The sequence below is a fragment of the Arthrobacter sp. efr-133-TYG-104 genome (assembly GCF_030208915.1).
GTDB lineage: Bacteria > Actinomycetota > Actinomycetes > Actinomycetales > Micrococcaceae > Arthrobacter.
The window spans coordinates 92,892-106,228 of the sequence record NZ_JARVTA010000011.1; the positions used below are offsets into that span (position 1 = coordinate 92,892).

Below are 13,337 nucleotides of genomic sequence, written 5' to 3' on the forward strand. Positions count from 1 at the left end.
ACTCCTTCGGGTGTGCTTGAAGCATGGGACCAACAAACAGCCAGAGCCTCACTGTAGACATCAGCCCCAACGCCTGGACCGGCCGTTTCGACGGCGACGGCGCCGAGCACCGCCGCTGGTGGCAGGCCATGGCGCCCCACACCCAGGCAGCGGCCGAGGCAGCTGCGCGGCCCGCCGTCGTGCTTGGTTTTTGCAGTGATGCCGGGGTCCTTCGGAACAAGGGCCGCGTGGGCGCGGCTGCGGCGCCTGCAGCTATCCGCTCGGCGCTGGGCCCGTTGGCCTATCACCTGGACCGTGACGTGTTCGACGCCGGCGACGTGGTGGTTGAGGGCGACGCGCTCGAAGCGGGCCAGGAACGTGCCGGGCAGGCTATTTCGAAGCTGCTCGACGCCGGAAACCTCACGGTGGTTTTGGGCGGCGGGCATGAAACAGCGTTCGCCAGCTACCTTGGCGTGGCCGGATCCGAATCCGTTCAAGGGAAGCGGCTGGGCGTGCTGAACCTGGATGCCCACTTTGACCTGCGGGATGAGGCAACTCCAAGCTCGGGTACGCCGTTCCTTCAGATGGCCACGGCGGAGGCCGAGGCCGGACGAAAACTGAACTACGCCGTCGTCGGAATTTCCGAACCCAACAACACCCGGACGCTTTTCGACACCGCAGACCGGTTGGACGTGAAGTACATCCTGGACGAACAGTGCTCGCGCGAAGCGGTTGAAGTATTCGTCGCGGACTTTTTGGCCGGCATCGACGTGCTTTACTTGACGATCGACCTCGACGTCTTGCCTGCCTCTGTGGCGCCCGGCGTCAGCGCCCCTGCTGCGTACGGAGTTCCCCTGCCAGTGATCAGTTCCGTCTGCCGCCAAGTTGCCGCGAGCGGGAAGCTGCTCCATGTGGACGTCGCCGAGTTGAACCCCGAGTTCGACATTGACTCCCGGACCGCGAAGGTCGCCGCACGGCTCATAAACAGCCTCCTCGCCTAGCGGCGGAGTACGACGCGGCGCACGACCCTGTTCATCTCCGCCCCTTTCCGCATAGCCTGTGTGGAGGAGAGGATGGCGATGGGTCCGAGTGCTGTGCAGGAGAAGTGGAGCTGGGTAGCGGGACCGGTAGCGGTCGCTTTGGGCTTGGTAGCCCACCTCCTCTCAGGTGGAAGCGCCCCGTCCGTGCCCGTGCTGCTTGCATTGACGGCATTCTGCGCGTTGGCAGCAGAACTCGTTGGCCGGTGGATTCACGGACCCATACTGCTGCTCCTGATCTCCGGCCTTGCACAGCAGCTGTTGTTCTTTGGCTTCGACACCCTGGGAGGATCCTTTCCAGGAGGTGAACTCCTCACTCACTCACACGGCCCACAGCAGGTCCCAACGGACGTGGCCTCGGGCGCAAATTCACATCCGGCGGCCCACGCTGGTGACCTAATGCTGTACACGCATGCCGCGGCCGCCATCCTCACGCTCTTGATCGGCGCGGGCGTAGCCAAGCTGGTGCGGTCAAAATCGCGGTCACACTCCGGCGCGGTCACCACCCTTGGACGCTAGCACCAGCTCCGCCCTCTATAATTGATGGGTCGCCCTCGCATGCGACATCCAAGAGGAGGCCCCCCAATGACCCCTGCAAGCATTGCAGAACGCGAAATACGACTGTCTTTTTCCAAGGCAGATGAAATCCACGACGGACTAGAACGCGCCGTGGAAGCTTTGATCAACAACGCAGCGGCTGACGCCGACTGCGGAATCATGGTGACCCGGCACGAGCCCGGCACCTACACCGTGGCCCTGGACGAATCCGTTCCCTTCGGCCAGATCCACGAGGCACTCGCTGCCTAGCAGCAAAAGAAGCCGGGGCTCACATGAGCCCCGGCTTCTTTTTAAGCCGGCACCTGCTGTTAAACAGGCAGCTCGAGGTACTGAACTTATGCCCGGCGCAGCGAGACGCCGTCGGACTTCATGAACAGTTCCTTGCCTTCTTCGGTAACGCCCTGCCCGAGGCGCTCCAGCCACACCACGTTTCCACTAGTGGAGATCTCCTCCACCTGCCCGGTGGCGATCACGTGGGCGTGCTTGAGCACTTCCACGCGTTCGCCCACTTTCAGCGTCTTCCAATCGGAAACCATGGCTGAGTGAGCGCTTCGCTTGGAGAGGACTGCTCCGCGTGCCTTCATTGAACTTCTACCCCTTTGTGGATGTTCGCTTGAATGTGAGTTGTGACAACAGTTTTACTACATGCGCCGCGCCCCGGAGATTGCGTTGCGAACAATTTCCGGGGCGCGGCGGTTTTGCCCATCAAATGAGCGCTTTATTCGGTGCTAGGCCAGAATCCCGACGGCGGATTCGGCGGCCGCACGGACAGCACCGGAGCCTACCAAGCGGTCAGCCGCTTCGAGTTCGGGCGACAGGAACCGATCGGTTCCCGGTCCCTGCACCACTTCACGAAGCACCTCAAGCACGGCCGCGCCAGCAGGTCCCGGGGTGAGTTCGCCGTCGGACATTTGCGTGCGCATGTCGATGGCGCGGGCGCTGGTGACAAGCTCGACGGCGAGCACTCGGCGGAGGTTTTCCACAGCCTTGCGCAGCTTCCGGGCGGCGTGCCAACCCATGGACACGTGGTCTTCCTGCATCGCGGAGCTCGGAATGGAGTCCACCGAGGCCGGAACGGCCAATCGCTTGTTGTCCGAGACGAGGCCGGCCTGCGTGTACTGGGCGATCATCAGGCCGGAGTCGACGCCGGGATCAGCCGCCAGGAATGCCGGGAGGCCATGGGAGCGGGCCGGATCCAGCATGCGGTCGGTGCGTCGTTCAGCGATGGAGCTGAGGTCAGCGACGGCGATGGCCAAGAAGTCCAGGACGTACGCCACGGGTGCGCCGTGGAAGTTGCCGTTGGACGAAACGCGGCCGTCGGGAAGGACCACCGGGTTGTCGATGGCTGCGGCCAGTTCGCGGGATGCGACCAGCGCGGCGTGGTCCACGGTGTCGCGGACGGCGCCGGCAACCTGCGGCGCGCAACGCAGGGAGTAGGCGTCCTGCACCTTGGTGTCGTTGATCCGGTGGGATGCAACGATCGCTGAGTTGGACAGGACACGGAGCATGTTGTCCGCGCTGGCAGCCTGGCCCGGGTGGGGGCGCAGGGCTGCGTGCAGCTCAGGAAGGAACACTTGGTCCGTGCCCAGCAGGGCCTCGACGCTGAGCGCCGCGGTGACGTCCGCCGTCGCAAGCAACATGCGAATATCGGCGATGGCCATCAGCAACATGCCAAGCATGCCCTCGGTGCCGTTGACGAGTGCCAGGCCCTCCTTCTCGGCCAGGGTTACCGGCTCGATGCCGTGCTGCGCGAGCAGCTCAGCGACGCTCTTGTTTCCGGGCGTTCCGTACAGTTCGCCGTCGGGACCCATTGCCTCTCCTTCGCCCATGAGCACCAAGGCGCAGTGCGAGAGCGGGGCGAGGTCGCCGGAGCAGCCCAGCGAACCGAACTCGCGGACCAGCGGCGTGATGCCGGCGTTGAGGACGTCCACCATGGTCTGCAAGACCACAGGACGGACTCCTGTGCGGCCCGATGCCAGGGTCTTGGCACGGAGGAACATGATGCCGCGCACCACTTCCCGTTCCACGGCAGGACCCATGCCCGCAGCATGGCTGCGGATCAGCGACTTCTGCAACTGCGTGCGGAGGTCATTGGGGATGTGTCGGTTGGCCAACGCGCCGAAGCCCGTGGAGATGCCGTACGCAGGAACGTCGCTGGTGGCGAGGCTGTCGATATGCGCACGGACCTTGGCAACCGTGTCCAGGGCATCCTGGGAAATGGTCACCTTGGCGTCATGGCGGGCGACGGCGACGACGTCTTCCGGGGTCACGCCGGAAGATCCGAGGGTGACGGTGAGTTGTTCGTTCGAGGTAATGGTCATGTTCTTACTTGCTTTCCGGGGCTTCGTTCATGGGGATGCGGACGCCGCGTTCGTTGGCGACCTCGAGGGCGCGGTCGTAGCCGGCGTCGACGTGGCGGATGACGCCCATTCCGGGGTCGTTGGTCAGGAGCCGTTCGAGTTTCTCCGCGGCCAGGTCCGTGCCGTCAGCGACGGAAACCTGCCCCGCGTGGAGGGACCGGCCAATACCGACACCACCGCCGTGATGGATCGACACCCAGGTAGCGCCCGAGGACGTGTTCAGCATCGCGTTCAGCAACGGCCAGTCAGCAATTGCGTCCGAACCATCAGCCATGGATTCGGTCTCCCGGTACGGAGACGCAACCGACCCCGAATCCAGGTGGTCTCGGCCGATCACGATCGGGGCCTTGACTTTGCCTTCTTTCACGAGCTGGTTGAACAACAGGCCTGCCTTGGCCCGCTCGCCGTATCCGAGCCAGCAAATACGTGCCGGCAGGCCCTCGAACTCCACCCGGTCCGCCGCAGCATCAAGCCACTTATGCAGGTGCTTGTTCTCCGGGAAGAGTTCCTTAATGGCCTTGTCCGTGACCGCGATGTCTTCCGGGTCCCCGGAGAGAGCGACCCAGCGGAACGGGCCGAGGCCCTCGCAGAACAGGGGTCGGATGTATGCCGGAACGAAGCCCGGGAACTCGAACGCCCGGTCATAACCGCCCTTGCGCGCCTCATCACGGATCGAGTTACCGTAATCAAACACCTCCGCCCCGGCGTCCTGGAACTCCACCATGGCCTGCACGTGGCGGGCCATGGAGGCCTGGGACTTCTTAGTGAAACCTTCCGGGTCGGCCTCCGCCTCGGTGTGCCACTCCTCCACGGAGATGCCCTCAGGCAGGTAGGACAGGGGGTCATGCGCGGACGTCTGGTCCGTGACCACATCAAAGATGACCTCCCCGGCCTGGTGGCGGCGAAGCAGCTCCGGGAACACCTCCGCGGCGTTACCTACGTACCCGACCGACCAGCCACGGCGCTCGTCCTTGGCCTTCTGCACCTTCGCGATCGCGGTGTCCAGGTCCGTTTCGACCTCGTCCAGGTAGCGCTTGCCGACGCGGCGGCGCAGGCGGGTTTCGTCGACGTCGACAATCAGGCACGCGCCGTCGTTCAGGGTGACAGCCAGTGGCTGGGCGCCGCCCATGCCGCCACAACCGCCGGTCAGCGTCAGGGTGCCCGCCAGCGGACCTTCGGTGGAACCTTCCGCGGCCGGTGCCGGGTGGCGGCCCTCCGCGACCAATTTGTTCCCGACGGCGGCAAAGGTTTCATACGTACCCTGCAGGATGCCCTGGGTGCCGATGTAGATCCAGGACCCGGCCGTCATCTGGCCATACATCATCAGACCCTCGGCCTCGAGGCGGCGGAACTCAGGCCACGTCGCCCAATCCCCCACCAGATTCGAGTTCGCCAGCAGCACCCGGGGCGCCCACTCATGAGTGCGGAACACACCCACCGGCTTACCCGACTGCACCAGCAGGGTCTCATCCTTCTCCATCGACTCCAACGTCCTGGTAATCGCATCAAAGGCGGCCCAGGAACGGACCGCGCGGCCCGTGCCGCCATAAACCACCAAGTCGTCCGGACGCTCAGCGACCTCCGGATCCAGGTTGTTCATCAGCATGCGCAACGGCGCCTCGGTCTGCCACGACTTGGCAGTAAGTTCAGTACCCCGGGCGGCCTTAACCGGTCGAGCACCGGTGGTGAAATCGGCGGGTGCCATGGTGACTCCTTCGTCTTTGGAAAGTATGCGGTGGAAAGATCTCCTGCTTCTACTAAAGCCCCTTTACCAAGCGGCAGGAATGGCTTTTAGCAGGGTGCTGTCCGGTATTACAGACGCGACCAGCGACGAGCTGCGCGCGTTCGATCCCGGTCGGCAGGGTTTAGCCTGCGGGGCGGCCGTGGATCCGGATTGACAGCTCGTCCGCCGCCTTCCGGATTCTCGCCGCGAGGACCGGCCATTGCTCGGCCGGCACTTTGTCCTCCAAGAACGTGACGGCGACTGCCGCCGTCGGCCATCCAACATGGTCCGTCACTGCGGCGGCAATGGAGCCAAATCCCGGCGTGATTTCGCCGTGTTCCGTGGCATAGCCACGCTGACGCACCTGATCCAGATGGGAGGACAGCGCCGAGTATTTCATGATGGGAAACTCCACCTCATGGCGCGACGTGAACGCGGCAGCATTCGGGTACAGGGCGCGCACTTGGGACTTTGGCAGGGCAGCAAGAATCGCCCGTCCAGTCGCGGTGAGGTGGCTGGGCAGGCGAACCCCGACGTCGGTCACAAGGCTGGGGCGGTTTTTTGCCCGCTCCTCTACGATGTACAGCACGTCGCGGCCGTGCAGCACAGCGAGGTGCGCACTCTCACCGATGGCATCCACGAGCGAGGCGAGCATCGGCCTTCCCAGGCGCGATAGAGGTTCCTGCCGCGAATACGCCGAGCTGAGCTCGAACGCGCTGATGCCCAGCCCGTAGCGCTGTTCCTCGTGCAAGTGGAGCACGAATCCGTTGGCCTCCATGACTCCCAGGAGGTGATAGACACTGGACCGCGGCAAGCCGAGGGCTGTTGCAATGTTCGACGCCGCCATCGGGCCACGGCGCGAGGCCAACAGCTTCAGGATGCGCAGCGTGTTTTCGGCAGCCGGGACTTTAGATGTTGCCTTGCCCGGTGCAACTGGCGTCGTTGTCATGGTTCCTCACTGCTCACGTGCCTGGGTTGCCGGACTAGCTGTCCGGTATCCCGTACTCAAGATTGCATGCAGAACCGGGTAGGCGCCAGACCATTACGAGCCATTCCAGTCTGGAATGCCAGACTCAAGTTGTCTGCGATCGAAGACACCAAAGCTCCGTGAGTCCGATCACAAGCCTCCCGAAAGTGATCTGCTGGATACCGATCCCCTCCCAAAGACGAGAAGGTTTTACTATGCAACAAACCAAGCTGGCCGTGGAGAGCTCTGTCCTCCAAGCCACGGGTACGGCGCTCAGCCGGGGCCTCAACGTCCGCCACATCCGTTTTATGGCCCTTGGCTCCGCGATTGGGACCGGCCTCTTTTACGGTTCAGCGTCCGCCATCCAAAAAGCCGGCCCGTCGGTGCTGCTGGCCTACATCATCGGTGGTGCAGCCGTGTTCATGGTGATGCGGGCCCTCGGCGAGATGGCTGTTCGCCACCCCGTATCGGGCTCGTTCGGGCAGTACGCGAGCCGCTACCTGGGACCGTTCGCCGGATTTGTGACCGGCTGGACCTACGTCTTCGAGATGGCGATCGTTGCGATCGCCGACGTCACGGCTTTCAGCATCTATATGGGCTTCTGGTTCCCGCAGGTGGACAGATGGATCTGGGTGCTCGCCATCATCCTCTTCCTTGGAGCCATGAACCTGCTCAGCGTCAAGGTCTTCGGCGAGCTTGAATTCTGGTTCTCGCTGATCAAAGTGGTTGCGATTATTGCCATGATCATCGGCGGTGCAGCGATCGTTGTGTTTGGCTTCCAAACGGGCGACGGCGGCGCCGTGGCACCGGGGTTGGGGAACCTCGTCAACCACGGCGGCCTCTTCCCGAATGGTTTCGAGGGGCTCCTGGCCGCGTTCGCCGTCGTCATGTTTGCCTTCGGTGGCATCGAAACCATCGGCATCACGGCGGGAGAAGCCGCCGATCCCAAGAAGGTCATCCCGCAAGCGGTAAACACGGTCCCGGTGCGCGTGCTGCTCTTCTACGTTCTGACGCTGGGCGTCCTGATGAGCATCTTCCCATGGGACCAGATCGGTACCAACGGCAGCCCGTTCGTGCAGATCTTTGACGGTTTGGGCATCCCCGCGGCATCCCACATCCTTAATGCTGTTGTGATTACGGCCGCGCTTTCGGCGATCAACAGCGATATCTTCGGTGCCGGGCGCATTCTGTTCGGCTTGGCCCAGCAGGGACATGCCCCCAAGAGCTTCGGCAAGGTCTCCCGCCATGGTGTTCCTTGGATGACCGTGGTGATGATGGGCGGCATCTTGTTGGTGGGCGTTGTCCTGAACGCCGTGATCCCCGAGGACGTGTTCGTGCTCATCGCATCGATCGCTACCTTTGCCACCGTGTGGGTGTGGGTCATGATCCTGGCGTCGCACGTGGCCATGAAACGCGAGATCAAGCTCAAGGGGCTGGCGGCGTCGGAGTTTGGTTCGCCTTTGTGGCCGCTCGCTTCCATCCTGACCATGGCTTTCATGGCAGTTGTCATCGTGATCCTGGGCGCTTTCGAGGACACGCGGGTGGCGCTCTACGTCGGCGGAACCTGGCTGGTGCTGTTGCTTGTGGCCTACAAATTGTGGGTGCGTGGGGACGGGCTGCGCCGGGCAGAGCTGGTAGACGAAACAGCCTAGAACCCGGACGCGCCCGCCTTCTCCCGCCGAGGTGGGGCTTTACTTAGCCGACCATCCACCGTCCATGGTGTAGCTGGCACCGGTGACCATGCCGGCGTCGTCGGAGGCCATCCACGCCGCAAGGGAGCCGACTTCCGCGGGCTCCACAAGCCGCTTGATCGCAGCCTCGGTCAGCATCACTTTGGCCAGAACTTCGGCTTCGGGTATGCCATGAACCCTGGCCTGATCGGCGATCTGGCGCTCCACCAACGGGGTCCGGACGTAGCCCGGGTTAATGCAATTGGAAGTGACTCCATGCTCGCCACCTTCCAACGCGGTCACCTTACTCAGCCCTTCAAGGCCGTGCTTGGCGGAAACGTAGGCGCTCTTGTACGCCGACGCGCGGAGTCCGTGAACGGACGAAATGTTGATGATCCGGCCGAATCCGTTGGCATACATGTGGGGCAGCGCGGCCCGGATGAGGAGGAACGGGGCCTCCACCATCAGGGTCATGATGCGCCGGAAATCCGCGGGGTTGAACTCCTCGATCGGCGCAACCTTCTGGATGCCGGCGTTGTTGACCAGGATGTCGCAATCAAGGCTCAAGGTTCCTAGAGCGTCGGTATCCAGCAGGTCCACGGTCCATGCGGTCCCGCCCAGTTCGTCGGCGAGCGCCGCAGCTCCGGAGGCATCGACGTCGGCCACTACCACTTTGGCCCCGCGGGCGGCGAGCGCACGGGCACAAGCTGCGCCGATCCCGCTCGCGCCGCCCGTGACCAGCGCCTTGCGCCCATTCAATGAGTTGTCCATCTGATCAGCCTTTCGTTGCGGCAGCACTGGCTGGGGTAAGTCCGTGGCGCACAGCGTCGGCCTGGTCCACCTCTTGGAGCGCGATGCCCTTGGTTTCCTTCAATGAAACGACGGCGACGGCGGTAATGACGCAGGCGACCAGAAGGTAGATAGCGGTGGGCACCCAGGAACCTGTGTCTTTGAGCCATTCCGTTGCCAGCAACGGTGCCAGTGAGCCAGCGAAGATCGAGGTGACCTGCGATCCCAGCGAGACCCCGGAGTAGCGCATCCTTGTGGGAAAGAGCTCAGCCATGATGGCCGGCTGACCGGCGTACATGAACGCATGCAGGCACAAGCCGATGGTGGTTGCGAGAACGATGATCACCGGGTTGCGGGTGTCGAACATGGGGAAGGCGAAGAAAGGCCAGGCCGCCCCGGTGATCGCACCAATGAGGTACACGGGCTTGCGTCCCCAAGAGTCTGCAAGCCGTCCCACCTGGGGGATCACCAAGAAGTGGATGAGGTGGGCAATGAGAAGTGCCAGCAGCAGGGAGGAGGTGTCGTACTTGTGGACGGTCTTGAGATAGACAATGACAAAGCTGACCACGAGGTAGTACATGATGTTCTCCGCGAAGCGCAGGCCCATGGCCTGGAGGATGCCCTTGGGGTACTTGCGGATGACTTCGCCCACGCCGTAGCTGATGGCCTTGGATTCTTCCACCTGGGCCTTGGCCTCGAGGAAGATCGGGGCTTCCGTGACGTGGGTGCGGATGTAGTAGCCAACAAAAACGATCACTGCCGACAACCAGAACGCTACGCGCCAGCCCCAACCGAGGAACGCCTCGGCGCTGAGGGTGGTGGACATGACGAAAAGGACCAAGGTGGCAAGGAGGTTGCCCACAGGAACGGCTGCCTGCGGCCAGGAGGACCAGAAAGCCCGGGTCTTGTTGGGGCTGTGCTCGGCAACCAGCAACACCGCGCCGCCCCATTCCCCGCCGAGCGCGAAGCCCTGGATGAAGCGGAGCGCCACCAGCATGACCGGCGCCCAGAAGCCGACGTCGTGGAAGCCTGGGAGGCAGCCCATCAGGAAGGTGGAGGCTCCGACGATCACGATGGTGAGCTGGAGGGTCGGTTTGCGGCCGAGCCTATCGCCGATCTGGCCGAAGACGATTCCTCCCAGGGGTCGGGCCACGAAGCCCACCGCGTAGGTCAGGAAGGCCTGGATGATGCCGTCCAGCTCATTGCCGGTGCTGGGAAAGAAGTACTTGCCGAACACCAGGGTTGCTGCTGTTGCGTACAGGAAGAACTCGTACCATTCCACCACCGTGCCCACCATGGAGGCGGCAACGATTTTCTTCAGTCCGGAACCTTTGCCGGTCCCCTTGCCTGCGCTTGATGCGGAGCGCTGTTCTACGCCCATGTCCATCTCCTCAGTGTCCTCTTCGACAATGCCCTTTTTGAGCGCGCTGTGATCCACAACACGAAATGCTCCACTGAGTATTGCTGCAGATCCGCCCCGCCTCAATAACCAATAGGGCACCCGGTACGTGCAAAAATGCAGATATGAATCCAAACCCGGATGACCTCCTCATCCTCTTGGCTGTGTCACGTTCCGGGAAGTTCACGACGGCGGCGCAGGCGCTGGGGCTGAACCACACCACGGTCTCGCGCCGGATAGCGGCCCTGGAAAAGGCATTGGGCGGACGGGTCCTCGCACGGGCCGCGGGCGGGTGGGAGGTTACCGAACTGGGCGCCGAAGGTGTGCTGGTTGCCGAGAGGATAGAAGCGGCCGTGAGCGCGCTGGGTCCAAGCGGGCACGCACCTGACCCTATTACCGGCGTCGTGCGGATGACGGCGACCGATGGGTTCAGCGCGTACATCGCCGCGCCGGCGGTGGCCCGGCTTCGTCGCGAGCACCCGGGGCTGAGCGTCGAGATCGTGACGGTAACGCGCCGCGCCCTGCAGCAGCGCTCCGGGCTGGACATCGAAGTGGTGGTTGGAGCGCCCCAGGTGCACCGGGCAGAGGCGGTCCAGCTGGGCGAGTACCGGCTCGGAATGTATGCCTCGCGGAACTACCTGGCGGACCATGGGACGCCAGGCACCATCGAGGAACTCACACAGCACCAGCTGGTCTACTTCGTGGATTCCATGCTTCAAGTGGACGATCTCGACGCCCCAAGGCGCCTGGTTCCCTCCATGCGCGATGGCCTGAGTTCGACCAACGTGTTCGTCCATGTCGAAGCGACGCGGGCTGGCGCGGGCGTGGGTTTCCTCCCGTGCTTCATGGCGGACAGGCATCCGGACCTGGTGCGCTTGCTGCCCTCGGACTTTGCGGAGCTGCTCCCTTACTGGATGGTCCTCCGGCCCGACTCCATGCGCAGGCCGGCCGTAGCCGCCGTCGTCCACGCGCTGCGCGAGGAAGTCGTGGAACGCCGGCAGGAGCTTCTGGGCCGTGCTTAGCCTGCGGGGCCGTGCCTAGCCTGCGGGATCGTGCCGGACGGGCGTCCCTGCTGCGAATGCCCGCACCTGGGCGTCGTCCCAAATGTGCGCCGGAACGCCACCGCCAAGGAGCCTGCGGGCAAGTACAGGATCATCGCCGAACGGGGCATGGCTTCCGGCCATGATCATGTTGCCGTAGCGCCGGCCCTTGAGCATGGCGGGATCGGCGATGATCATGGTGTGCTCGAACGTGTCCGCGATAGTGGCAGCATCAGACCGGGCATTCTTGAGGTCCGGGGCATCGCCGGAGTTGACCACGTAGAGGCCGTCCGGGGCCAGAACAGCATCGGCGTGCGCCGTGAATTCGCGGGTAGTCAATGGCCTGGGCGTGAAAGCCCCGGCGAAAACGTCGCGGATAATCAAGTCCCGTGTGTCCGGAGTCAAGGACTCCGTGACCTCACGCGCCTCACCCACCCGAATGCGCAGTAGCGGAGCCTTGGGCAAGTCGAACCAGCCGCGCACGTATTCTGCGAGCTTGCCGTCGAGCTCAACCACAACCTGGCGGGCCTCAGGATAGGCGGCATGAAAGTACCGCGCCATGGTGCACGCTCCGCCGCCCAAATGCAGTGTGCGCAACTTGGGCTTGGCGTCCCGGGACCACCGAGACTCAACGAGTGCCGCGATCCAGCGCATGTACTCAAAATCGAGGAACAGCGGATCCGCGAGATCGATATGCGAACTCATCACGCCATTGATTTTCAGCAGCCAGCCGGTGGAATTGTCTTGGTCAGGGACCAACTCGCAGTCGCCCGTGTCGATGTAGTAAACCCCGGCAACGGGGCCTTTGGGCCGTGCGCCCGCAGCTAGCTCGATGACGGCAGCCGTCGTCGCGGGTTTACCGGGTTTACTGGATCTACTGGACCTGCCGGGTTTCGCCACTAGCTTTGCCTTCCTTGGGTCATGCATCCAGCCTAGTGGAGCGAAATATGACCTTCCACGGCCATAATAAGTACTAAGGATGCTTACCAACTGCTCCATTCAGACCTAAAATCTCTTCATGGAGTTCGGTGAAACAGTATGGACGCAGGTATTGATTGCCGCGGTGGCATGGTTGACCGTGGTGAGCCTGCTCATTGCGCGCGTACCCAAGCCGCCGAGCCTCTTGGACACGCCCGATGACCTGGACCAACCCGGGCAGCTGGACCAACCCACCCCCACGGCACCGAAAACGCCGCACGACCGGCTGCGCCGTTTCCTCCCCAAGCCGCGTGCCGTAGGCCACCCCAGAGCCAAGCGGCGCCAAAGGTCAGCGCCAAAGCAGTAAAGCCTCACCGCCGCGGCAAGGACTCAATGCCCGACGGCGGGACGAACCATCCGGTGTTCCGGCAGTGAGTACCAGGACGGGTCGCACAATTTGCGTTTCCCACCGTGGACGAACCCGTTGCGCCGGTAAAACGACTCTGCCCGGGGGTTGCTGTCCAAGACCCACAAGTACGCGGGGCCGTCCCCAAGCAGCGTATCCACTAAGGCCTGCCCTACTCCCCGGCCGTGTACCCGCGCCAAGGTGTAGAGCATGAACAGTTCCACCTCACACGGACTATCCTCATCCCGCCCCGGCCCGGCCGCGGCGAGGCCTACAAGTCCGCCGTCGGAGTCGTGGGCCAGCATCCGCACGCGGCCCGCCGCGATGGAGGCACGATAGCGCTCGATGCGGTCTTCGAGGGCCTTTTCCTGGCTGATGAAGAACTCCTGCGGCAGCAGGCTCGAATAACTTTCCCGCCACGATTGGATGTGCATGACGGCCATGGCCTCGGCATCGTCCACCAGCGCAGCCCGCAGGGTGAAATCCATCCC

14 protein-coding genes are annotated in these 13,337 nt (G+C 63.5%); 6 read left to right on the forward strand and 8 right to left on the reverse strand.

The genetic code is table 11. The annotated features are described in order from the left end of the window. The first annotated feature begins 23 nt into the window (after positions 1–23). From hutG to QRN04_RS09855, 3 genes are all read left to right on the forward strand, one after another. A complete protein-coding gene (gene hutG / locus QRN04_RS09845) occupies positions 24–980 on the forward strand; it encodes a formimidoylglutamase (RefSeq protein ID WP_284975833.1) in 957 nt (318 codons plus the stop codon). Positions 981–1,058: 78 nt separating this feature from the next. After that, positions 1,059–1,535 (forward strand): hypothetical protein, encoded by a 477-nt coding sequence (locus QRN04_RS09850; protein WP_284975834.1) that lies wholly within the window; start codon positions 1,059–1,061, stop codon positions 1,533–1,535. Between the two features lie 66 nt (positions 1,536–1,601). Further along, positions 1,602–1,823: a hypothetical protein gene (locus tag QRN04_RS09855; RefSeq protein ID WP_284975835.1), complete on the forward strand. Its 222-nt coding sequence runs from the start codon at positions 1,602–1,604 to the stop codon at positions 1,821–1,823. An 86-nt stretch (positions 1,824–1,909) separates the two neighbouring features. Here QRN04_RS09855 and QRN04_RS09860 read toward each other — a convergent pair whose 3' ends face one another. From QRN04_RS09860 to QRN04_RS09875, 4 genes are all read right to left on the reverse strand, one after another. Beyond that, positions 1,910–2,158 (reverse strand): hypothetical protein, encoded by a 249-nt coding sequence (locus tag QRN04_RS09860; RefSeq protein ID WP_284975836.1) that lies wholly within the window; start codon positions 2,156–2,158, stop codon positions 1,910–1,912. A gap of 144 nt (positions 2,159–2,302) precedes the next feature. After that, entirely contained in the window at positions 2,303–3,895 is a 1,593-nt protein-coding gene (hutH, locus tag QRN04_RS09865; RefSeq protein ID WP_284975837.1) for a histidine ammonia-lyase, read from the reverse strand. Between the two features lie 4 nt (positions 3,896–3,899). Further along, on the reverse strand, positions 3,900–5,639 hold the full coding sequence (hutU, locus tag QRN04_RS09870) for a urocanate hydratase (protein WP_284975838.1): 1,740 nt from the start codon (positions 5,637–5,639) through the stop codon (positions 3,900–3,902). A 160-nt stretch (positions 5,640–5,799) separates the two neighbouring features. Next, positions 5,800–6,606, reverse strand: coding sequence for an IclR family transcriptional regulator (locus tag QRN04_RS09875; RefSeq protein ID WP_284975839.1), 807 nt, complete (start codon positions 6,604–6,606; stop codon positions 5,800–5,802). Positions 6,607–6,839: 233 nt separating this feature from the next. On the opposite strand from QRN04_RS09875, the gene QRN04_RS09880 reads away from it, so the two are divergent. Next, complete coding sequence (locus tag QRN04_RS09880; RefSeq protein ID WP_284975840.1) at positions 6,840–8,276, forward strand: amino acid permease; 1,437 nt, start codon at positions 6,840–6,842, stop codon at positions 8,274–8,276. A 39-nt stretch (positions 8,277–8,315) separates the two neighbouring features. Here the strand turns inward: QRN04_RS09880 and QRN04_RS09885 are convergent, their stop codons facing one another. Continuing rightward, positions 8,316–9,065 (reverse strand): 3-hydroxybutyrate dehydrogenase, encoded by a 750-nt coding sequence (locus tag QRN04_RS09885; RefSeq protein ID WP_284975841.1) that lies wholly within the window; start codon positions 9,063–9,065, stop codon positions 8,316–8,318. A gap of 4 nt (positions 9,066–9,069) precedes the next feature. Further along, positions 9,070–10,464 (reverse strand): MFS transporter, encoded by a 1,395-nt coding sequence (locus tag QRN04_RS09890; protein WP_284975908.1) that lies wholly within the window; start codon positions 10,462–10,464, stop codon positions 9,070–9,072. 143 nt (positions 10,465–10,607) lie between these two features. Here QRN04_RS09890 and QRN04_RS09895 point away from each other — a divergent pair, with 143 nt between their 5' ends. After that, on the forward strand, positions 10,608–11,504 hold the full coding sequence (locus QRN04_RS09895) for a LysR family transcriptional regulator (protein ID WP_284975842.1): 897 nt from the start codon (positions 10,608–10,610) through the stop codon (positions 11,502–11,504). 15 nt (positions 11,505–11,519) lie between these two features. Here QRN04_RS09895 and QRN04_RS09900 read toward each other — a convergent pair whose 3' ends face one another. Further along, positions 11,520–12,422 (reverse strand): spermidine synthase, encoded by a 903-nt coding sequence (locus QRN04_RS09900; RefSeq protein ID WP_284975843.1) that lies wholly within the window; start codon positions 12,420–12,422, stop codon positions 11,520–11,522. 118 nt (positions 12,423–12,540) lie between these two features. On the opposite strand from QRN04_RS09900, the gene QRN04_RS09905 reads away from it, so the two are divergent. After that, positions 12,541–12,807 (forward strand): hypothetical protein, encoded by a 267-nt coding sequence (locus QRN04_RS09905; RefSeq protein WP_284975844.1) that lies wholly within the window; start codon positions 12,541–12,543, stop codon positions 12,805–12,807. Between the two features lie 23 nt (positions 12,808–12,830). Here the strand turns inward: QRN04_RS09905 and QRN04_RS09910 are convergent, their stop codons facing one another. Beyond that, positions 12,831–13,334 carry a GNAT family N-acetyltransferase gene (locus QRN04_RS09910; protein WP_284975845.1) on the reverse strand — a complete coding sequence of 168 codons (504 nt, stop codon included), beginning with the start codon at positions 13,332–13,334 and terminating at the stop codon, positions 12,831–12,833. Positions 13,335–13,337 lie beyond the last annotated feature (3 nt).